The 21899-nt window shown below is 40.7% G+C and carries 24 protein-coding genes and 1 pseudogene; 5 read left to right on the top strand and 20 right to left on the bottom strand.

Annotated elements, in window-relative coordinates; translation table 11 throughout:
- Positions 1–9: 9 nt before the first annotated feature.
- The 16 genes and pseudogenes from E2H97_RS18930 to E2H97_RS09055 form a co-directional block, all read right to left on the bottom strand.
- Positions 10–315, bottom strand: a pseudogene (locus E2H97_RS18930) (ArdC-like ssDNA-binding domain-containing protein); the annotation flags it as partial.
- Positions 315–506 (bottom strand): conjugal transfer protein TraD, encoded by a 192-nt coding sequence (locus E2H97_RS09115; RefSeq protein WP_133406851.1) that lies wholly within the window; start codon positions 504–506, stop codon positions 315–317. The gene E2H97_RS09115 and the pseudogene E2H97_RS18930, both read right to left, overlap by 1 nt.
- Positions 475–2403 carry an LPD7 domain-containing protein gene (locus E2H97_RS09110; RefSeq protein ID WP_133406850.1) on the bottom strand — a complete coding sequence of 643 codons (1929 nt, stop codon included), beginning with the start codon at positions 2401–2403 and terminating at the stop codon, positions 475–477. Before E2H97_RS09110 ends, E2H97_RS09115 begins: the two co-directional genes overlap by 32 nt.
- Positions 2400–4301: a type IV secretory system conjugative DNA transfer family protein gene (locus tag E2H97_RS09105; protein WP_133406849.1), complete on the bottom strand. Its 1902-nt coding sequence runs from the start codon at positions 4299–4301 to the stop codon at positions 2400–2402. The genes E2H97_RS09110 and E2H97_RS09105 overlap by 4 nt, the downstream gene beginning before the upstream one ends.
- Entirely contained in the window at positions 4298–5347 is a 1050-nt protein-coding gene (gene virB11 / locus E2H97_RS09100; protein ID WP_133406848.1) for a P-type DNA transfer ATPase VirB11, read from the bottom strand. Before virB11 ends, E2H97_RS09105 begins: the two co-directional genes overlap by 4 nt.
- Entirely contained in the window at positions 5325–6455 is a 1131-nt protein-coding gene (gene virB10 / locus E2H97_RS09095; RefSeq protein WP_133406847.1) for a type IV secretion system protein VirB10, read from the bottom strand. The genes virB11 and virB10 overlap by 23 nt, the downstream gene beginning before the upstream one ends.
- Complete coding sequence (virB9, locus tag E2H97_RS09090; RefSeq protein ID WP_170308270.1) at positions 6448–7254, bottom strand: P-type conjugative transfer protein VirB9; 807 nt, start codon at positions 7252–7254, stop codon at positions 6448–6450. The genes virB10 and virB9 overlap by 8 nt, the downstream gene beginning before the upstream one ends.
- Positions 7255–7355: 101 nt before the next feature.
- On the bottom strand, positions 7356–8099 hold the full coding sequence (locus E2H97_RS09085; RefSeq protein WP_133406845.1) for a VirB8 family type IV secretion system protein: 744 nt from the start codon (positions 8097–8099) through the stop codon (positions 7356–7358).
- Positions 8089–8238 carry a hypothetical protein gene (locus tag E2H97_RS18790; RefSeq protein WP_170308269.1) on the bottom strand — a complete coding sequence of 50 codons (150 nt, stop codon included), beginning with the start codon at positions 8236–8238 and terminating at the stop codon, positions 8089–8091. Before E2H97_RS18790 ends, E2H97_RS09085 begins: the two co-directional genes overlap by 11 nt.
- Positions 8235–9020: a TrbL/VirB6 family protein gene (locus E2H97_RS09080; RefSeq protein WP_246029076.1), complete on the bottom strand. Its 786-nt coding sequence runs from the start codon at positions 9018–9020 to the stop codon at positions 8235–8237. Before E2H97_RS09080 ends, E2H97_RS18790 begins: the two co-directional genes overlap by 4 nt.
- On the bottom strand, positions 9011–9250 hold the full coding sequence (locus tag E2H97_RS18925) for a hypothetical protein (protein ID WP_218938245.1): 240 nt from the start codon (positions 9248–9250) through the stop codon (positions 9011–9013). The genes E2H97_RS09080 and E2H97_RS18925 overlap by 10 nt, the downstream gene beginning before the upstream one ends.
- An 8-nt stretch (positions 9251–9258) precedes the next feature.
- Positions 9259–9555, bottom strand: coding sequence for an EexN family lipoprotein (locus E2H97_RS09075; RefSeq protein ID WP_133406844.1), 297 nt, complete (start codon positions 9553–9555; stop codon positions 9259–9261).
- 31 nt (positions 9556–9586) lie between these two features.
- The gene (locus E2H97_RS09070) at positions 9587–10201 is read right to left on the bottom strand and encodes a type IV secretion system protein (RefSeq protein ID WP_133406843.1); all 615 of its coding nucleotides are present in this window, start codon (positions 10199–10201) and stop codon (positions 9587–9589) included.
- The gene (locus tag E2H97_RS09065) at positions 10201–12675 is read right to left on the bottom strand and encodes a VirB4 family type IV secretion/conjugal transfer ATPase (protein ID WP_133406842.1); all 2475 of its coding nucleotides are present in this window, start codon (positions 12673–12675) and stop codon (positions 10201–10203) included. Before E2H97_RS09065 ends, E2H97_RS09070 begins: the two co-directional genes overlap by 1 nt.
- The gene (locus E2H97_RS09060; protein ID WP_133406841.1) at positions 12675–13010 is read right to left on the bottom strand and encodes a VirB3 family type IV secretion system protein; all 336 of its coding nucleotides are present in this window, start codon (positions 13008–13010) and stop codon (positions 12675–12677) included. The genes E2H97_RS09065 and E2H97_RS09060 overlap by 1 nt, the downstream gene beginning before the upstream one ends.
- 9 nt (positions 13011–13019) lie before the next feature.
- Positions 13020–13343, bottom strand: coding sequence for a TrbC/VirB2 family protein (locus E2H97_RS09055; protein ID WP_133406840.1), 324 nt, complete (start codon positions 13341–13343; stop codon positions 13020–13022).
- Between the two features lie 357 nt (positions 13344–13700).
- Here E2H97_RS09055 and E2H97_RS09050 point away from each other — a divergent pair, with 357 nt between their 5' ends.
- The 3 genes from E2H97_RS09050 to E2H97_RS09040 are packed head-to-tail and all read left to right on the top strand — an operon-like array spanning position 13701 to position 15793.
- The gene (locus tag E2H97_RS09050; RefSeq protein WP_218938244.1) at positions 13701–14036 is read left to right on the top strand and encodes a PadR family transcriptional regulator; all 336 of its coding nucleotides are present in this window, start codon (positions 13701–13703) and stop codon (positions 14034–14036) included.
- Between the two features lie 8 nt (positions 14037–14044).
- Positions 14045–14605: an HAAS signaling domain-containing protein gene (locus E2H97_RS09045; protein WP_133406839.1), complete on the top strand. Its 561-nt coding sequence runs from the start codon at positions 14045–14047 to the stop codon at positions 14603–14605.
- Positions 14606–14629: 24 nt separating this feature from the next.
- Entirely contained in the window at positions 14630–15793 is a 1164-nt protein-coding gene (locus E2H97_RS09040; protein WP_133406838.1) for a metallophosphoesterase, read from the top strand.
- Between the two features lie 105 nt (positions 15794–15898).
- Here the strand turns inward: E2H97_RS09040 and E2H97_RS09035 are convergent, their stop codons facing one another.
- The 4 genes from E2H97_RS09035 to E2H97_RS09020 all read right to left on the bottom strand — a co-directional run bounded on the left by E2H97_RS09035 (position 15899) and on the right by E2H97_RS09020 (position 20648).
- Positions 15899–17029 (bottom strand): serine hydrolase domain-containing protein, encoded by a 1131-nt coding sequence (locus E2H97_RS09035; RefSeq protein WP_133406837.1) that lies wholly within the window; start codon positions 17027–17029, stop codon positions 15899–15901.
- Between the two features lie 446 nt (positions 17030–17475).
- Entirely contained in the window at positions 17476–18435 is a 960-nt protein-coding gene (locus tag E2H97_RS09030) for an acyl-CoA thioester hydrolase/BAAT C-terminal domain-containing protein (protein WP_133406836.1), read from the bottom strand.
- A gap of 316 nt (positions 18436–18751) precedes the next feature.
- Positions 18752–20041, bottom strand: a complete 1290-nt coding sequence (locus E2H97_RS09025; protein ID WP_133406835.1) for an MDR family MFS transporter — start codon at positions 20039–20041, stop codon at positions 18752–18754.
- A gap of 115 nt (positions 20042–20156) precedes the next feature.
- Positions 20157–20648, bottom strand: coding sequence for a nuclear transport factor 2 family protein (locus E2H97_RS09020; RefSeq protein WP_133406834.1), 492 nt, complete (start codon positions 20646–20648; stop codon positions 20157–20159).
- 191 nt (positions 20649–20839) lie between these two features.
- Here E2H97_RS09020 and E2H97_RS09015 point away from each other — a divergent pair, with 191 nt between their 5' ends.
- A complete protein-coding gene (locus E2H97_RS09015) occupies positions 20840–21337 on the top strand; it encodes a VOC family protein (protein ID WP_246029075.1) in 498 nt (165 codons plus the stop codon).
- Positions 21338–21469: 132 nt separating this feature from the next.
- A complete protein-coding gene (locus E2H97_RS09010) occupies positions 21470–21880 on the top strand; it encodes a GFA family protein (RefSeq protein ID WP_133406833.1) in 411 nt (136 codons plus the stop codon).
- Positions 21881–21899: the final 19 nt, after the last annotated feature.

The raw sequence follows: 21899 nt of genomic DNA, 5'->3' as shown, positions 1-21899 counted from the left end.
GTTGTTGTCAGTTTTATCAATTTTGTCGAACAACTTCCAATACTGAACCAAAGTGCCGTGTTGTCCTTTCCGTACTTGGGCATCAATACTGTTCGCTTGCTTGTAGGTCATCCATCGTGGGTCAGTTCTTTCTTGCATACTGAGCTAAATGGCGTTGCAGCCTTTGTACCTTGTGCGGCTGATTGGGTTATGAGGCAGTTTGGGTACTCCGGGGTTCCAAGGGATTTGCCACGGGGCGGTGCCTTCCTCTAATTGTTTGATGAGCTTGGCAGCAACTTGCACATGGTAGGGTGGCTTTTTGTTGTCAGTAACCATTAGTGATCCTCCACATTGTTTTCAACGTCATTAGCTTCAAGTGCATCAGCTTCATCTAAGGCATCTTCTTCAAATGCGCCTAATTCTTCGGCTTCTGCTTGTATGACTTCGATAACCGTTCCGGGAATGTTTAAGTCATTTAGTTTGTTGTCTAAGTCGTTATTCAAATTGGTGTTCGAGTGATTGTTCATGTTGTGGCTCCTTGATGATGTTATGGTTTTGCTGTGAATGTGATTGCTTGAGTAAGCCATCTAGCTTTTGTTTTACCTTTTGCATAAAACGCTGTTGGATTTCTGGTTTTATGTTTTGGCTATAATTTTGGGCTGATTGCAAAGTGGCTTTTGGATTATTGTTGCTAGGAGTATTAGCAATTTCGTTGACGGTAGATTTTGGTTGGTGAGGTTGTTCCTTTGTATCCTTGCTAGTTTGCAAAGTTTTGAGCTGCTTGATGTCGTTAGTATCAGGGCGGTAGCCTCGAACTGTCATGTTCTGTAAAGAGGCTTGCAACCATGCTTGGCGTTTAAAAGCTTTAGTGCCAGATAGTTTGACGGATTGCCAGTTTCGTTGCTGAGCAATTACGAGTAAGTCTTCTACGATTTGAGCATGGCTTAATTTGGTTTGCAGCTTAGTACCTTTATCGATAAAGGCGAGGCTAGAAGGGCGGTTTGAGAAGTAATATTTATTGTTAACAGCCAGATAAGTTTTATTGAGACTGTCTGGTATTCGGTTTTGCGTTGAAGGAGTGGGTGTTGGTGCCGACTTAGGCTTTGGTTCTTTTGGAACTTGTTCATCGTTTGCAGATTTAGCTAATTTGGTGAGTGGTGCAAATTGTTGTTTCAGAGTTGGGTTAGCTGGTATTGGTGCAGCTTGCTGATGGCTTTGTTCAACAATTGCTTCAATGCTGTTGAGTGTGACTGGTCTTGGTTTATCTATATATGGCCAACACTGTTGAATATGGTTTTCAATTTGTCGTTTAACCACTTCTAACCCACGACTGACATGAAGATCGTTAAAATCTGTCATTCCATATTCAATTTCATCGCTGATGAAGTTGGGGCTGAGCCAATGCCCTTGGGTGATTTCTGCTGATTGTCTAGCTTTCTCTAATCCTTTGTTGGTTTTGTTTTTTCGATCATCGTCAGCTAAAAATAGATGTTGGCTGTTCGGGTAATGAGCTTTGAGTTTTTCTGCCACTTTGGGCATGTTGCCTGCGTCTACAGTCATTACCACGCTGCGATTGGTGGCTTCGGCTATACTGGCGGCAGTAGCGTAACCTTCAGCGTAAAGTATGGGTTCGCTATCTTTTAAAGGTTTGTAGCCGACTACAAAGAAGTGTCCGGATTTTTGTGCGCCTTTCTTTAAACATTTAAAACCGTTAGGGGTGATCCTTTGTAGTGAATGAACCTTATGATGCTCGTCCATCAGTGGGATCACTAACCGACCTTTTTTGTCTTGCATCACATCAGGAAAAGGCTGGACGTTCTTCTTTAATAAATAGGGATGGTCAAGATTAGCTGGTGGCATCAACTGAAAAGCTTGGCTGCATCGATTTGCATAATGTTGATAGCGTTTGGCAGCGGTGATTTCTCTTAGCGATCTTTGGTTTGCTTGATGCGCTTTGATATGAAGCTTGGCAAGTGGATCACTTTGGGCAAAACTGGCATGCCATTTTTGTGGCTCGCTGTGATTACGATGATCTTGATACCAACCTGCTGGATGACCATCACCATAGGCACAATACACGCCGCTTTTTTGTCCTCGTTTGTCATCTATGGTTGCGACACGATGTTTTTGTCCGTCAAACAGTGGCGGTTCATTCAATACAAAGCCTGATGACTCCAATACCTGTGCAAACTCAAGGTTCGGATCTTGATGTGTCGGTGTGTTAAAGAGATTGGGATTTGGTAGCCAAGGTTCAGCTTTACTTAATCGAGTGCCTTTTCTTGCAAACCATAAACCTTTTTCAGCATCAAAACTGATGGCGTTGCGCCCATTATCCAATTGACCAAGTTGCTGTATAGCTTTATCTCTTTGCTCATAAGGAATTGCTAAATAGGTTTGCTGTTCCAGTACGGGTTCATCATTCATTTAGCTTTCTCCTCTGTTTGGCTTGCGTTCGTAGGTTTATTCAGCTGGCTAAAGTAGTCTTCGACCATGGCATTGACTTCAGCTTCTTCAACTTCATTCAAGTTGATAGGCTCTTGTGGTTCGTTTGTGGCAGGTTGTTCAGGTTTTGTAGGGACTTGAGAATTAGTACCTGTGTCATCGGTAGCGAGTTTGATTGGTGCTGATTGAATGGCTTTGTTGACCAAAGGCTTCACCACAATCTTGTTAATGTTTGGTGTTGCCCAATGTTGATGTTGGCGGTCATTACCTCTTGGCTGTAGCAGTTTGTCTTGATACCAGCGGATCTTGTTGCACTTTATCGGTGGGCAGTTTTCTAAGAGTAAGATGGATTGCTGTGTGCCTAATCGCATTAACTCTTGTGGAAGCATTAAGGCTCGACTGTGGTCGCTGGTGTTTTCACTGCGTCCACCTCTGCCGGATAGTTGCTTACTGCGACTACTATTTTTGATGGTTTGATTGCCAAGGCTGTCGGATAGCTCTCTGGCAATTTTGATATTCTTGGGTGCAAATACGATTTGTAATGCGTGGTTGTCGATTATGGTTTCTGCGCCATCATGCCCATAGATTTCACGAAGTTGGGCAGGGGATTGAATGATGGTGACTAAGCGAATGCCATAACCTGCTATGTAACTGATCCCACGGCTTAAAATGCCAATTTTACCGATAGCGGCAAATTCATCCATCAATAGTAATAACTGATACTTTAAACTTGGATCATGCTCTGGAAGTTCACGGGTGTTGAGGTCTATTAACTGTTGAAAGAATAAATTGATCAGCGGTGCGAGTCTTTGCAAGTCATCTGGCGTGACACCAACATAAATCGAAATGCGTTGTTGTCGAAGTGTTCGTAAGTCAAAGTCATTACCAGCGGTGACGGCATCAATCACTGGGTTGTAAAACAGTTCTAGGGCTGAAGTGAAACTTTTACGGATTGAGCCTCGTGTACGTTCCGGCGTTTCAAGGTATTCTCTGAGGGAAGCATGGCATTGGTTTGATAGCGGTTGTTGACTTTGCATTCGTTCATTTATTTGCTCTATTAATTGGCTGTCACCTTTATTGAGCAATCTCAGTACTTCGCCCAATGTTACGGGTAAAGGTGGTGTCTCCAAAAGATATAAGACTAATCCAAGCCATAATGAACGGGCTGAGGCTTGCCAAATAGGTGATTCACTGTCGATATTTGGAAACAACATCTGACCAATCTTTTGAATGTCATTGATGCGAAAGCTTGGATCATTGGATATGTAATACAGTGGGTTCCAGCGGTGGCTGAGATAATCTCGTGGAGCAAGATTGAGAAGGTAGCATTTCTGTCCATGTGCTTTGCGAAAACCTGCACTGATGTTCCAGTTTTCTTGTTTGATATCGAGTACTACGACTGAATCTTGCCAGCTAAGTAAATTTGGTATGACGACACCCACACCTTTACCGCTGCGAGTCGGAGCTGACATTAGTACGTGTTGTTGTCCAGCAAACTGTAAATATTGATGCTTAAACAGTGATTGCAGTTTACCAACAATGATGCCGTGATTGGCGAGTAAACCTGCTTGTTGGATCTCTTTATGAGTGGCAAATTTTGCATCACCATACAGAGATGGTCTTTTAGGTTTGAATTTTAATGCGATGGGAAAACCTAAAGGCAGAAAGCCAATCACACAGGATAGAATCAACCAAAACTGAGTTCTCTTGTCATGCCCAAATCGGTAAGCATATTGAGCAATGGTTAATGGCGAAGCGTGGCTAACGGGAAGATTACCGAAATACAGAAATATTGTACCACTGAGCCATAAGCTGATGATCAGTGCTGTGAGTAATAAGGCTAAATAATGCCAAATGGATAAGGAAGTTCGGTTGTTCACAACTCGGTTCCCTCTGTTGTTGTGATGCCATAGCGATTCCAATATAAATCACTCACATATCGTCGACCATTTTCATGCTTGAGTTGAATTATGACATCGACACACAGGTTGATCAGCTGCTTGATTTCCTCTTTGGACAGCGTTGAACCTGCTTGGCTTTCTTTTAGCAATAACACCAATTGTTCGATGGCGAGTTTAGGACTACCTGCATGCATGGTGGTGATACTGCCCGGATGACCTGAATTGATGTTGCGAAGGAAGTAAAAGGCTTCATCACCTCGTATGAGTTCAGCAAGAAAGACTCTATCGGGCTTCATTCTCAGGCTTGATTCTAAAAGCTGCTTTTGAGTAACCGGGGCGATACCTTGATTACCAGCGGAATAGAACAGGCTAACAGTGTTATCGTGAGTGCGATACAATTGTAATTCATCGACGTTTTCAATGCTGATCAGTCGCTCATCTACTGGGATCTCCTGTAGCAATGAACGAAAGAAAGTGGTTTTGCCAGAGCCTGTTGCACCAGATACGATGATGTTTTTTCTCTCACCGATAGCCCACTGTAAAAAATCGACATAGCGACCTTGTCGATATAAGACATCAAGCTTGTCTTCAATCTTTTGTTTTAGTTGAACTTCTGGAAGTCGAAAATAACCTTGCTGCTGATAATCATCGAGAGTAAAAGACACACAAGATGGTTTACGGATGGTGAAGCTAATACGTCCGATTAAGGTCACAGGTGGAATAGCGATTTGTACCCGTTCACCAGAGGGTAGTGTTGCCGATAAGATAGGATGACTAGCATCCAGTTTTTGCCCTGAATAGGTGGCGATAAGTTTGGCGAGTCGCTGACAATAATCTTCACTGATGGCTTCAACGATAACTTCACTCCAACCATGGCAATTCTCAATAAAGGCTTGTTTGGGTTGATTGATCACTACTTCCGTTACGCCATCCATATCAAACAGTGGCTTTAGCACCTTTAAATGCTCTAACAGGGCAACGGCTCTACAGTTATCAACGGTGTTAGTTGCTAAGTTGTAAGTCATAGACACTCCTGAAGTCGAGATCACGAGCGACCATGACGTTAATATGCTCGCCCTGATTTTTGAGTAGAGTCGGTTTGATACGAATGGAATCTTGAAGCGCTATTGAAGCCAGATCTTTTGTGCCGCTGATGGTATTGCCAAATTGAATTTGGTTTTTATCGCCACTGTTGGCTTTGTTTGCCGCATATTGTCCAGCATCGCCAATCAAACTGAGTAAGATAGCGCTGCCGAAGCGTTGTTTGAAATGACCGTCAACAAATCCAGAATGACCGCTACGACCTAATGGATCGGTTCCCGGTGAATCTAAATCAATGATGATGCCGTTGGGCGTTTCAATTCTGTTCCATAATACAAAGATACGAGCTACACCTTGCTGCATTCCGCTTTGATATTCACCAACAATATGACTGCCTTTTTCGAGCAATAAGACTTTGCCATTGGTGGAGTAAATATCTCGACTGAGTTGGCAACGAGTCATACCCGGCACATCTGAACTGATCGCTGTTTCTAAAATACAATCAAGAAATGCGCCCTTGGTGATAACCAGGTTCGGATCAACGATGCGACTGGCGATGCTGCCTTTGATGCTGGTGGCTTGAAGTTGTGCGGCTAATGGCTTTGGTTGCTCGGAAATTACATTGCTGTTATCTGTTCGGTTTGCAGTTAACTGTCTATCAGCTAATTGTGATTGTTGGTTTACCACCAAAATATCATCGAGTTGCTTACGTTGTTGTGGTGTCCATTGATGCTGCTGGTTAGAGGTTGGAAACTGAGGGGTGGAGTCTGAGCCAGCTACATCCACTAAGCCGGTGTGTAACAGTCCGTGTTTGTCTGTACCACTGTTTTGTTGCTTTGGGTGAGCTGAAGTCACTTTTGGTAATTCTGGCGGCTTGCCTAAATGATTACCAATCTCTTGATTCTTCAGAGGTATAGAGTCGGTCTGCTCATGGCTGAAACCGCCATTGACCCAAACCAAAAGCAGTATTAGCAACAAACAACCAATGATCATCACGGGTTTAGAAAGGGCTGAACGGTTAGGTTGATTACCCATAAGTTCAGGCACCGCTTGAGTATCAAGGTTTGGATCGTTTGCTGGCGATTCAGTCATGGTCTTCTCCCTTAATTACTCGCTTAATATGCTTGATGTTGCTGGTTTGATAACTTGCAGCGGTTTCTTGCTTGAACCCTTGATTAAACAGACACACAACTTTATTACCTTGGCGGAGGACTAATTGCCTGACCACTTTGCGGATGATCAGGGTTTGTGGGTAGTGAGGGTTGACGTTACTGTTAACGATGCTTTCTGAGTCATCAGCATTGACGATGTAAACGGCTGGAAAATCTTGTTTGGGGTTGAAAGTGAGATAGGTAAAGCGACCGTCATCAAAGGCATGAATGGGTTTAATGCTGGCAGCACCTTTATAAGCATAATTACTGTTTGATATTTTCGGTGGTTGAGCACTATCGAGCGCTTTTCGTAAAGCTCGATGTTGCTGCTGTTGATGAGTTTGAGTGTTAAGTTGTTCAGGATAGCGAAAATCGATAGCGAACATCATGTCATTTGGAATAGGGTGGGCGCCGTGTTGTGACCAATGCGCTGAGAGTTCAAAGTGATAGACTCGTTTATTGGTGAGGATGGTCATATTAGTAATGGCTTTTTGAGCTTTGGGCTTGATAAACAAATGATTGGCAACGGGTGTCACTGACCATGCTTCACTGTCTCCCATGGCAATTTGTTTGACGATTTCATCATTATCAAAGGCTATGTCAGTGGTAAAACCGTAATGACCGACCAACTTAATCACTTGCTCGGCGTGGTAGCTGATATGGCGTACTCGTTTATCGAGTAGACCAAAGTGAGGAGTTTCGAGGGCGAAACAGGAAAATTGAGCCAATATGCTTGTCATAACAATGAAGAAAGGGAGCCAGTGCTTGTTCATCTTCTGAAATGAGTTAAAGTCGCTAGACTCCTGCCTTCGCAGGAGTGACGTTATAGAAGTGAGAAGTCTCATTCTTCACCTCCAATAGTTTGATCGTTGCGGTAGCTCAGTACCTGAAATCCCAAAGGATTCAAACGTCGATCTACTAACTTCATGGGTGAATTGCGATAGGTGAAAGTAATGGTGGCAACCCAATGGGTGATTGGATGCTGTTCGCCTTGCTGTAATTCTTGCTTGCTGTATCTCACTAGGGCAGTTTTATGCTGCTCACCATTGACCTTGTTACTGGCGATAAAACTGATGGCTTGAATGTTTACACGAACTTGAGCCGATTGTTGGTATAACTTGATAGGGGCTTGTGAGTTTGTCTTTGGATCGGTTGCAGCAGCATATTCTTGTTGTACTGGCTCTGATGACATGATCCCAATCAAATTACGATCATAAGTTCGTGTATCCCATTGGTAGCTTTCTCGATGTTCTAAATATTGGGTCAACCAATATTTGTCCATTACTTCTTGTGCTTTGAGTTTGATTTGTCCTTGGCTAGCCAGTGTGGATACCACATCTACCAAACCAGTATTGTTATCCACTCGGATCACGAATGGCTCGATGGTTTTTAACGGCAGTAAACACAACAAGCCTACGCCTTGCATAATGGCTATCAAGGTTAATAAAGCGCAGCAACGCCACGCTCTTTGTTCTGACTTTTTGATAGCAACGCTGGTTTCGGCATCCCAACTTCTGGCTTCTTTAAAATATTGCTTCGCCAGTTGTTTATTCGATAAAGGGGCGGCTAGTGTTTCACTCAGCATTCATCGCCTCCTTTAAAACAATGGGTGTGGTGTTGACGGGTTGTAGTCCTTTGCCGTTATCTGAACAATGAGGTGGTTGTGGCGCACTGGCACAATGAGTTAACAGCAAACACAAACTGATACAGATAAATCGTTTCATTGTTCAGATCTCCCCGAAATACTGTTGCCACCAAAATGTTGTTGGTAGGCGTGATAACTGGCGCCCACTGGCTTGAGTGGAGCAGCGATGGCTTGGCCGGTGTAATTCAAATCTCGTCGTAAGGTTCGGTATTGATGGCGTAAGCTGGTAGGACGTAACGCATGTAAGCTGTGGGCAATAGCTCCGTTTGCGGCAATTGCCACACCACCACCTAAAGCTGCTGCCATTGCCGGAATTTGCTTCATTACCAATATGCACAGTCCAAGCACAATGCACAGCATGGAGCTGTCGCTGAGGGTAGAAACGGTAGAATGGTTTTGAGTGATTTGTGCGAGATAATCAGCAGCAACCGAAGTCATTAATTGACCAGAAGTAACGCCCAACAACAAGATGAACCCGAAATTGAGTACCATACCCAGCCAACTTTCAAAGAAACGTTGAGTTGCAGGGAATAACAGCAAGACAAAGAAAGCAGGTCCGATAGCAAGTAGAATACTGACCATGACCTTGCTCAACAGAATAAAGAAAGCGACCAGCAAGGTCAGACAGCTTCCAATCATCACCACGGCTATGGCTAAAAAGTACATGCCGACATTACCGTTCATCACGCCCCCTTGTCGCCATGAGGTATCGGCAAGGGCAAAGATCTGACTGAATAATTTATCCAGTAGTCCTGCGGCATTTTGGCTCGATGAACCCGTAACAATTGAGGCTAACAGCTGAGGTGTTTCGCTAAGGAATGTCACCACCGTTTGGTTGTAGCGGCTGGCTGTTAACCCCAAAGTAAGATAAAACCGACTCGTAAGATGCGAAAAAATCCATCTTGCAATGGCGCTTCACTTCTACCAGACATCAGACTGTAGCCCCAAACTGCAATCCAGATGATCATTAAGCTACTAAATAACGGCAGCAGGTAGTGGATCATCCTAACCGCACCTTGATTGATGTAGTTGTTTAAGGCGTGATCCACCATATGGAAAATGCTTTGGTATAAGGTGCTTCGCCCAGCCATGACGTTTCCTAATTCCAACCGTGATGCTTAGGCAATTTGCTTACGTCAATGTGCAATGGTTGTAACTCGCCAGAACTTTGCTGATTGGCAGCTTGCAGTGCATTAATGCATTCAGGATTATTTTTATATCGGGCTGGATCATCAGCGCATTGTTTTAAGATACTGTTTAATAACTTGTCATGTGCCAGAAACCAGCTGACATTATGATGAGCTTGTAGACTGTCATTGTTGCTGTGTTTACCATCAAAGCAGGCACTCAAGGCTAGTGAGCCAATAGCTATAATGGGTAAGTATTGTAGTTTCATAGGGATCTCCAGATCCCATCCTTGGATAAAATTAATAGTTCAAGTGAATAGGGTGTAGTTCTCCAGCGGATTCCACTGCCATTTGGGTGATCCGCTGCTGTGTTAACGAATCACTGGCTTTGGCTTGTGCTTGCAGTAATTGCAGTTTGGCTTGCTCATTGGCGAGCATGACGCCTTCTGCATCAATTCGAGCTTGTAAGTCTTCGATGTCTTTTTGTTGTGGTGCGTTATCAATTTTTTGTACCAACCTCATCAATTGTTGGTAACGTGCCTGGGTTTCTTGGAGGGATAATTGCGTTTGTCCCATCCAGCGACCTCGATAGCGATTCACATCGTCATAAAGTCCAGCAACATCACCGCCTAATTGCAGCCATTGGCTGTTGTGTAAACCTTGGTTTTTCAAGGTCAGGTTTGGGTCGACTTTTACTGTGATGTCGTAAACACTATCAATGGCATTACCCATATGGCGCACTCCGTTAATGCTGCTGAGTTGAGATTTGGCAGTCTGAACTTGCTGCTTAAGAGTGTCGATTTCCTCTAGCAAATGCTTCACCTGAATGATGTTTTGATGCAGGTTCGCTATATCAATCACAGGGAAAGCAAAAGCTGTTTGCGATAACACGCATAAGACAAGTAGCCGTTTCATTACTTACCTCGCTTGTCTTTGAGTGCTTGGTAATAAGCTGGGAGCCAATTTGTTGGATCATTACCGACTTCTCGCAGCAGTTTATGAAGCAGTTTGACCTTGTCTATGGTTCCAGAAATTACCGCCAACTCTTCATCAAAGCCCTGTAGGTTGAGTCCTGTAACTATGCTTATAGAGTTGGTTTTAATGAGAAACTTTCTAGAACTTGGTGAAAGATGAGTTTTGATAAGCTCAAATTCACGTTCGGTAAGGTGAAGCCCGTCTATGTAGTCTTCTCGACGTGCTTTGGGGTTGGGCATTAAGATGAAGGTGGCGCACTGTTCGACAAGGGTATGAGCAATCGGGGAATTGAGTACATCCTTAACCGATTGAGTGGCGTACATCATCAATCCATTTTGCTTACGAATGACTTTTTGTTTGTTGTTGGCTAAATCCTGAAAATACTCATCAAGCAGTAATTTCCAAAACTCATCCATGACGATTTGTAAGCAGCGTCCATCAATCAGTTGTTCAATGCGATGAAATAAATACATCACAATCGGTGTGCGTACTTGTGGATGATCTAGAAACTCTGAAACATCAAATGCCAACAATTTTTGGTTACTGACATTAAGTTCGTCAGCAGGATTATCGAGTACCCAAGCTAGTTCGCCACCTTGACACCATTGCTTAAGGCGAGCATGGCAACCATCGCCATCAACAGGATCGAGAAACTCTAAACAACGACTTAATCTTCTAAGTGGTTTGAACAATGCCATTACGCCATTGACGGCTTCGGCTATTTGCTGTTGTTCTGTGTGAATAAGAGAGCCGCCAATCAGCTTGGCAACCAAAGCCGTTAAGAACATGCGGTTTTCAGCGGTATCATCAATTTGAAATGGATTAAAGCCCGTAGGTTTGCCCATTTTCAATGGCAGGTACAAACCACGGCATGCTCGAACATAAACCTCTAGGCCTCTGTCTTTATCGAAAATGATTTGAGTTGGTTTGTACTTCTTACTTTGTGAAATCAAAAAGCCTTGCAGTACGGTTTTACCAGAGCCTGATACACCGATAATGAGCGTGTTACCTAAAGCATGGTGCTCATCCTTGAGAGTGGCATCCCTGTTAGGTTCAGAGTGCTTATCCTCCTCTTGGTCAATGTCTAAGTGTTGGGACGTAGCACTTTGCTGCCGATGCTCGGTAGAACTCTGCTCATGGAAGTTAAAATAATAAGGCGAACCAGCAGCAGTTTGAAAAACCGTTACCGCTGCGCCCCATTGATTGCCATCAATCTGACCTAAAGGGTAGTTGTGAAAACTACAAAATCCGGCAAAGTTTCGAGAAGAGATTGGGGCAGGTCGAGGTCGATATTTATGGTTTGCTGGCAGCTGTGACCAATAAGCCGCTGCCAATGCAGTGTCTTCACTTACTGGAATAATAGATAAGTCTGCCAGTTGAGATTGAATGCTTGCTAGATGGTTTTCAAGCTGATTTGGCGTATCAGCCAATAGAGTCAAGGTAAGGTGATGTTCGCCATACACAATTCGATTGGAGGTGAGTTCATCCAAAGCTAGGCTGATGGCGGCGACTTGTGATTGTGCTAAGTCACCTGTGGTATTGAGGCGGTTTTGTTGTTTGATCAGCAATTGCGTGGCTAAAGGCTTAGATAAAAATTGAAAACTTTGGCTGAGGATTAAACGACAAGGTGCAGACAGTAGGGCATTTAACAAACCAGCTTCGGAATGCTCTGGATATTCAGCAATACCAATACAAGCAGCATATTGTTTATCTGAGATGCCTTGTAGCGCAATGGTGTTGTGGGGAAAGAAAGGGCGCTTGCGAGACAATACGTTGCTAATGTCACTGCTTGGGCAAGCTCGAACTTGCCACTCACCGTTTATTAGAAAATCAAGAAAAGTTAGTGTTTCTGAATAGAATCGTTTGCCTTTAAAATAGACCCCAAGTCGCTGAGATTGGTAATCGTGCAAAGAGGCTTGAACGGTATCGACCACTTCATTTAGTGCTTTCATTGCTGAGAGTTGTTGTGCAATCGCTTGTTCTTGTGTCTGCGTTTTCTTAAAAAGATTGAGAGAATCAGTAACTCCATCACGGTAGATAATGGTTAGATACAGCTCATTGATGAACAGTGAGCTTTGGCAGATCTGCTCAGCGTATTTTTGATTCAGTTTTCTATCAAACTCACAATCAAATTCACCTTCAGGAAACACTTGGTGTTCACGACGAATCAGATGCGACCACAAACAAATTTTAGGGCTGGCAATATTGCGAAGCAAAAGATTGATTTGTTCCTTAAAAATCTCAATTTGCTCAGGATCTTGTGTCTCATGAGCAATTCCTTGTAACTTCAAAACTTGCAAGTATTCATCATTACTGGTTTTAACTGTATGGGTATCACATAACGTCTGATACGGGATGTGTTCGCTTGCGGTGTTTTCACGTTGCCACAAAGTTGGCAGTTTGCTCAAGGTCATTACGCCATCCTCCAACTGCCAATCTCGTAAGTTGTATGTCGAGTTGAAAGTAGAGGTGCAGCACTTGCCGCACCAAACTGACGCCAGCCCAAAGACTTGGCTTTAGTCAGTAACCAAAGATGTAGCAAGCTAAAGCTGCGAGGATCACGCAAGCAAACGCCGTACATCAACCCATGCAAAGGAAAATACAGCAGCAAGAGAAACGGATTTTTGGTTGCAATCATTAGCACAGCCACAAAAGCGGCTGCGACGATAATGCCATCTAAAGTTACGCCCCATTTCATAGCAGGACGAGTCACAGCAACAAACAAAGGATCTTGATAAAGATGAGTCATAACAAGCTCCTACTTAACAGCTGAAATGATCAGGTCAACAATGGTTGAACCACCGAATACCAGTACTATCCCTGCAATGTATTTGCCGCAGGTTTCACCCGTTATCCTTCCGAACCATGCCAAGTAACCAAGAATGGCAATACCGATAATCGCAGCACTGCGAGCAATGCCATTTGTGAGTAAATTCATCACCCAATCGACGCCTTCTGAAATAGGGTCGGCGAAAGCCAATTCAGGAATAAGCATCAGTGTTAAGGCTAGAAAAAGATGGGCGACTAGCGCCCTAAGTGCCTTTTCAGAGTCGGAGAGTAGAGGTCGGTTTGCTGTGTTCATTGTCATTTCCTACTAAGTCTTACCAGTATGAAAGACACTCTCATCCATGAAAGCATCATACTGAAACTGTCTGATGTACAAAAAATTACACGGCAAACAAAGGCTGTAAATACTTAAGAAAACAAATAATTTTGGATTTCGAAAAGCTATCTCAAATTACGAATTTTTGATTCAAATTGAGGGTGATTTAATGAAGCGGAGTTAATGAGAAAACTGAGTGCTGGCTAGAAGAAAAATCACTTTTATATTCACATTCACTTAAATCGTTCAAAAAAAGATCTTGCTTTGCATTTTTCTATGTATTACAAATACACCTTGTAGTACACAGTGTGCTTGTAATACATAAAAGAGGCTATTTTGGAATCTTCAGAAAATAAATTAGACGTTCAATTTCGAAAAGGAACGCTCGAAATGTCTATTTTGGCATTGCTTAATCGTGAACCGATGTTTGGACTTCAATTGCTTAAAAAGTTGCACGAATTCGAGACAATGAAAATAACGGAAGGTACGCTCTATCCGCTATTAGATCGATTGAAGCGTGACAAAGTTGTTGAGAGCTACTGGGTTCAAGAAGGTGATGAAAGGCCAAGAAAATACTATCAATTATCAGATGTTGGTAGAACTAAGCTTACCGCTTTAAAAATGAGATGGCTTAAATCAGTAAGTGATATTCAATCACTCCTAGATCAATAACAATAATCATGGAAAGAGAAATGGCAAGAAACGAATTGATTCATTCATATTTATCAGAGCTTGAAATGTACCTTTCAAGAGTTAATAAAATCCAAGCGCAAGAAATTGTAAAAGAGATCGAAAGCCATATTTATGATTCGCTCATAATGGAAAGTGATGAGAGTCATGATACTACCGAAGTAGTTCTGGGTAGGTTGGGCACTCCTAAAGAACTAGCATCAGGGTACATTGAACACATTAATATTGGTGTTGCGCCACCAAAAGGTTTAAAGCCCATGACAAAAATAACAATGGGTATGAGTAAGAGCTTTTATTATCTCATTTTTGTTTTAGGAGGAAGCTTAGGACTAACGTTCATTGCAACTGCATTGGCAAAACTGATTGCTCCACCTAAGTTTGGAGTTTGGATTGCAGAACATGGAAACAGCATCATTGTTTCATTTAGCAATAACAGCTATCACTCAAATGAAGTTCCAGCGATTTGGTTAGTACCAATATCTTTACTCTCTGGGCTTGTGATTTTATATCTAACAAAACGACTTACACAGCTGCTAAAAGTGTTCGTTTAAATCAATTATGACAAGGATTAAGTCATGAAACTATTAGTAACTAATTTGAAACACTTCGGGTTCACTTTCGTCATTTTACTCACCTTATTAATTCTGTTTGGGATTAATATTGGTGCAGATGCCAAGTTACATGAAGATAAGCTGGCATATAAATTAAGTGGTGAAACTCACGTCTTTTTTGATGATGAAAAACTAATAAAAAAGGTATTAAGAGGAAGGCAAAAGGATGGCTTTTATGTTGAACCAACAACGTATGATTCAACTGCACCGATTAGTTTCCCTATTTCATTCCCGCAAGATGGAAGTCAGTTTTCAGTAACACTTACCAATAAATTTGAAGTTCCATCATCTAGATATAATGATGGAGAGCCTATTATTGCTGTTTCTGACTTTGAAAGTAGTTTCGGTGCTTTTAAAGATTTTTTAGTCACTCACGGCGTCGTTGATAAAGAGCTTAACTGGGTGTTTGGAAAAGGGCATCTGGTCTTAGTAGGAGACTTTGTTGATAGAGGAGCATCAACAACACAGATGCTATGGGGGATTTACCAATTAGAACAATCTGCGAAAAAAGTAGGAGGAAAAGTACATTACATAATTGGTAATCACGAAATTAAAAGCTTGCAAGGAAACTACCAATCAGCTCATAAAAAATATTTCTACATAGCAGGAATACTTGGCAAGCAGCAGTATGAATTATTTGATCATAATTCATATCTAGGCCGCTGGTTAGCATCAAAAAATGTTGTCGAAGTAATTAATGATGTTGCATTTGTACATGGCGGTTTACATCCACAAATTAAAAACTATTCAGATACCCTAGATGATATTAATCACATTGTTCGAAATGGTTATCGCCAGCTATATTTTACCCCTGTTAAAGAGTCTAAAGAGTCCTTTTTAAGGTCAAGTACAACAGGATTGGCATGGTATCGTGGGTATTTTAAAGATGATCTGACTCAGCAACAAATTGAGCAGGGGCTAAAGTCGATAAAAGCTAAATCAGTAGTTGTCGGTCACACAATTCAAAGCAAAGTTAATTCATTGTATGACGGAAGAGTAATTGCTATTGATGTTAAGCATCCACAAGACTATTTGACCAGTTTTCCTTTTCGGAGTAGCGAAGGGCTTCTTATAAAGAATGGTGAGCGATTTCGATTATTAGATAATGGTGAGAGAGTTACAATGTAGAAAACATCTGCCTCTGACATGCTTACACTTAAGGGGTATTTCGAGCTGACTGTGGTCAGCTCGAAAATGGCTACAATGTGCAGCGAAGTGAAATAAAGCCAACTGTTACGATTTCGACTTTAAGGCTTTTTTATATTCCATTAAATAGTCAAAAATATTATCTGAAATTGCTTCTAACTTTGGCTGAGTATTTCTACCTGCGAAGTTTGTTACGATGAAAATACCTATCTTTTTCTTCGGATAAATGGCAAGCCAGCTAGATGTGCCCATAGAACCACCACTATGGTATAGCACTTGTTCATCTGAATCACAGTTATATGTGTTCCAAGAGAATGCCATACCATTACCAGTCCAGCTTTTATCCAGAAGTTGATGAGAAATAGCCACCTCGGGTTCTGACGATAGTTGATGTTTAATATAATTCGTGACAGATTCAATGTTTGTAGTTAGCCCTCCGCCAGCAAAACTATATGCACTGGACAGAGGCATTTGTTTACCACCTCTTGTTCCTACTATAATTTCCCCGGGCTTAAAGTTAGTACCTCTGAATTTCGTGTGCTTTTCGCCTGACTTACTTGTAATGAATTCAGAAACCAGTAAAGCAAACGGTTTTTGGTAAACAGACTCCAGAATGTATCCAGCCAAATTAGTACCAACGCTTGAGTATTGATAACTCTCACCGGGTTTAGAATTCAGTTTCACCTTTCTAAGATCATCAAAGTAATCATCTCTGGAATATTTTGACATTTTTTCAAAAGCAACAGCAACGCCTTTAGCTTTATCTTCACTGCTGTAAGCAAAATCTGCCGGGAGGCCACTGGTGTGAGTCATAAGATGTCGTAAAGTTATATATTGATTCGACAGTTCTAAGTTTTTGTATTCATTATCTTTGAGGTAATGACGGATATCTTTATCAAGCTCAACTTTCCCGTCCAGAATAGCTTTAGCAACAACTAAACCAGTATACGTTTTGGTTATAGAGGCAATTTCGTATATTGTTTGGTTATTAGGAGTATCTCCGTTACTTAACTTTCCTAAATGATATTGGTACGTATTTTTTGCATCTACGACAGAAATTGAGACCACCTGCCCAACATTTCCATCAATAAAGTCAATGATTTCGGCTTTCGTATTTGATTCAAAATTAATTGCATCATGATTTTTACAAGAAGCCAAAAAGGTCATTAATGAAATAGCAAATATCAATGATATGGGTTGGGTTATTAATCGATTCACAAAAACTCCTAATTTTGAAACGTTATTATGTTTTTAATGGAACAGCAGCTGAAAATCAGCTAATCAAAACAGCGATACCAGTAATCATAATAAGAGAAAACTCTCACTATCTTTAAGCGCTTCAATAAGCTTCAAAATTACTTTCTATTATTAAAATTTGAGCGAGTTAAAACCAAGGCTTTAACTGTTATGATGTCTTGAATATTCCGAATAATTTGTATTAGCTAAGCAGTATTTTAGATATATTCAGCTAATCATCGTCATACTACATTTTAAAAAATGTACAGTAAATCAGATGATTAGTATCATTTGTAACTAATTATTAGGTCAAGATTAAAACAAGTAAGTCGATAGATCGATGTGTTGAACGTTTCAATATATTAAGAAATTTTGGGGCGTAAAAGTGCCAGAAAATAAGCTGGCACCGAGGTTGAGGCTAATGATAGTTATATTGTTTTTAAAGTATTCCCACTACAGGTAGGCAACAGTTTTTTATTTAAAAACTCAACAACCTCATGATGGTAGTCATTTGCAGGTTGAAAATGATTTCCATTGGGCACAGCAATATGTTTATAAGGAAAAGTAAAACTCTTATCTTTAAGGCGTTTAATTACCTCATCAGACATTTCTTTTGAAGGCCAAATATGATCTTTCTCACCAGAAATAAGTAATATTGGACCATTGATATCTTCAACTTTGATTATAGAATCCTTTACAGCTTGCTTATCTTTCAGAGCAACTTCATATGCACCTCTATAATCACCGAGTAATATTGAAGGGAGTACATCAAAAGATAAAGGAATAAAAGGAAGTTGTTCGTCATTGAACATAAAAGAAGATGTTTGCCCATGAGTGCTCATTGAAGTGCCAGCAAATACAGCATGACCTCCAACCAGCGAAACTGCCGCCTTAATTTTAGGGTGTTTCGAAGCAAGAACAAGCGCTAATTCAGCCCCTTTTGAAGCCCCTGCAACTACTATACAACTAGAATCTACATTAGGATGTTTGGATGCTTTTACAATTTCATCATAAATAGCATTCAGAGATATTCTGTCTAATCCATCTGGAATACCTTCCATACCAAAGTATCCGATACCAAGAACTGCATAGCCTTGATCTGTGTAAAATGTCCTCTCACCTACATTTCGCTCTTTGGTCATGCTATTTCCGCCTTCACTACCACCAAAGTATACGAATAACGGTTGCTGGCTACCTTCTTTGGAAACATATAATTTCGAATTAACCTTCCCGTAATTCTCGGGAAGCTTAGTAGGATCAACGGTTAAGGGGGCAACAAACACATATACTGCTAAAAATAGAACTAACAAGAGTAGAGCTGTAAATGAATATCTTATTATTTTTACGACCATTAATGATTCCTTTCTGATCTTGAATGCCTTTGTCATTTAATTGAACTCAAAGCTTATATGACGTTTATTTTCTAGATTGACACTCTCCTAGTATGAATAGGTTAGAAAACAAAAGAAATAAGCTTTTGTAATTAAAAGATAATGACATTTGTCACTGATTCACTAATGAACCTTAAATCTATTTGGCACTATCAAGGTTTTGGGCATTTTTGAGTCAGACTACGTTCTGGGCTGACTCTCCAATGGACAGGATTAATTTAGAAACAACCTTTGGCTCAGTACTAAGAGCCGACATTCAGTTTCCCGCTTCTGCTTAATCAAGATTGAACAAAAGTGGTCATTGGCTATGCTCTCAATTGGTTTTTTCTGCTGAATTGAGTTGTTCAGTTACAAAGTCCGGCCGATTTAAAGTCCCCATTATGTGATACAGACCAAACACTATAAGAGCAATCCCTGCACATAATGAGAATAGCCAAGTTCCATCGTACAAATCGAGAATAATACCACCGCCAATTGGTGCTATCGCAAATCCTAAATCATAGAATGCTGTTGCACCAAAATAGGCTCCTCTTAATTTTTCAGGTGCAATACGATCAACATGAACATTCATGGTTGGAAACAAAATAGCTTCAGCCAAACTCATAATGATCACCGCGCCAATCCAGCCGATAAAAAAGTGTAATGGATTAATTGCAAACCAAACTTGTGACAGCATCAACATTACCAGCCCAATCCTGATACGAACCAAAAGAGGACGTGATGCCATTAATTTCAGCAGAACAAACTGGCAAGAAATAATCACTAAGGCGTTAACAAAGATCATCGACGATATCAGTTCCAACAAATTTGGCACTTGTTCGCGGGTTAGATACTGAATTAACGAACTATCCATTTGTCCGTAAATAAATAGACAAAGCACATTTGCCAAGATCAGACACTGTAATAATCTATCTTTTATCAATATCTCTAATGTCTTGCTAAAGCTTGTGTTCTTTTTTTTCTTTGCAACGATAAGAGTATCGGACTCATTAGATGCCGTAGTTTGAGTTGCACTTTTTTCTTGATGTTTAAAACCAACGAACAACAACAGTAACAAAATAGCAAAAGCCACTACAGTGATATAGAAACTAGACTGCTCACCTGTCAGCCCTAACCATACCCCCAGCATTGGCCCTATTGCACAACCTACATTCACGGCAAAATACAATGACTGCATCGCAAGCTCACGAGATTCGGTTTGAGGTAAAATATCACCTATTAGCGCTGAAGTAAGTGGTCTCCATAAGGACGTGGCTATAGAGCACAGAGTTATTACTATGGTAAAAGCCAAAACCGAATCAGCTTCAGCCAGCAAACTAAATGAAATGATATATAGGATCCCTGTACCAAACATCATTGGCTTACGACCAAACTTATCCGATAAAGTACTACCTATAAAACTTATAAAGACTGAAATTATTGCTGCTAACGACAAAATAGATCCTACTTCAGTTGCACTTAACGCAAACTTTTCATATAGGATCACAGCAAGAAATGGCCAAACCATATAAAAGCTGCCACGTGTTATAAAAGAACCGAACAGCAAAACCCACATTAAGGGGGGAAACTGTTTTAATCTGGTAAACGATATATCACTTTTCATAGCTTCTTATCTTTTAGTGAAAGGTAAAGCTTGTAGAATCTTGCCAGACAAGCTGACAAAGGGGGTATACAAATAATTTGCATTAAATCCAATCAAAATTATTGAAGCTAAAGACTTAAAACATCGTGTTTTCATTTCTCGATTCTGCTGGTACTGGTTGCCCAACTCCCCAATGTTCAACAATCATTCCATCTTCCATTCTAAAAATGTGCATAAGTGCAGCACCAAGTGAATCAGGAGTTCGTTTTACATGTAGGTGAAGCCAAACAAGATCACCCTCAGAAGCGCTTCGTTTAATAGACATTGAAAGCTCAGGGTATTTTTTATATCGACTTAGAAATAACTGGAATAAGCCTTCACGACCATTACTTATATGAGGTGAATGTTCGACAAATTTCTCGGCATAACACTCATTTCTTAGAATATTAATTCGTTGCGAAGGTTTAAGGTCGTTTCGGCTTTCCAAAATTTCCATACAGTAAACGGCTTTCTCAAGATTTTTTTGCTCTAATGATGAGTGTGATTTGACATTTGCATGACAAGTTACGCTGCTTAAAAAGCATGATATTCCTACAATTGCAAAGCAAAGATTTTTTATTTTAGACACGATTAATCCATTAATACTTAAAGAAAAAGTAGGCTACTATAAACAAGCCCTGTAAACAAACATGATTATCTAAACTTTGCAACTTTTGGGATAAATCCAAGTTGGCTAATGTTCAGAAGTTATATGGAATGAACATTTTTGTTGGTTTCTCTGGTCAGTAAAAGGAAGTAATTATAAAGGGCTCATAAACAATGAATTTTAAAGTACTGGTACTATCAATTTCAGCACTGTCAGTAGTGGCTTCCACTCAAGTTTTCGCAACAAATCAACAACCTTCTAAAAGAGTGATGACTCAAGGATTAAATCATTTAGGTTTAACGGTAAAGAACCTTAAGCGTTCATCTGAGTTTTTTATTGAAACACTGGGATGGAGAAAGGCTGGTGGCTATCCAGATTATCCGTCTATTTTTGTAACTGATGGCTCTATTTTTCTTACATTATGGAAAACACAAAATGAAGCGAAAATTGTGGAGTTTGATCGAAAGAATAATGTGGGTCTTCACCATTTAGCGTTATCTGTAGCCAGCCTTGAAGACTTGAATCAACTTCACGAAACATTTAAGTCTATCAAAGATGTAGTTATTGAATTTGCTCCGCAGCCGAATGGTAATAGCAAAACAATCCATATGATGATCAGAGAACCGAGCGGTAATCGATTAGAGTTTGCATATAATCCTTCTCGTAAATAACTTAACTGAAACTGAGAGTTTAACTGTGCCGAAATAACCAATTTACAAAGAGTTAAGCTCAGTTTAGTCTTGTCGATAAGTTTTCTTCAGAAAATTTCCAGTCTTTAAGTTTTATTTCAAGGTAGGAATCAGATGTACAAAGGAAGTTGTCTTTGCGGCAAGGTAAAGTTCGAAATCACATCCCCAATAAAAGATATAATTCATTGTCACTGCTCACTTTGCCGAAAATCCAGCGGAACAGCTTATGCAACAAACGGCTTTGTAGAGAGTGAAGATTTTAAGGTTTTAGAAGGGAGCGACAGCCTAACTTACTTTGAAATGAAACCCGGTAAGAAGAGACATTTTTGCTCTACTTGTGCCTCTCCAATTTATAGCTCTAATGATTCTGATTTATCAAGAATTAGAGTTAGGCTTGGTACCATTGATAGTAATGTTAATGAAAGACCTATTTCACATAACTTCGTTACTTCAAAAGCAAGTTGGGAAGACCTTGACGCTCAATTACCAAGATATGAAGCTCATGAGCCGGGTCGAGGTAAATAGCATGAAATTTAGAGAAGCA

The organism is Parashewanella tropica (assembly GCF_004358445.1).
Classification (GTDB): domain Bacteria; phylum Pseudomonadota; class Gammaproteobacteria; order Enterobacterales; family Shewanellaceae; genus Parashewanella; species Parashewanella tropica.
This window is presented reverse-complemented; position numbering and strand designations above follow the sequence as displayed.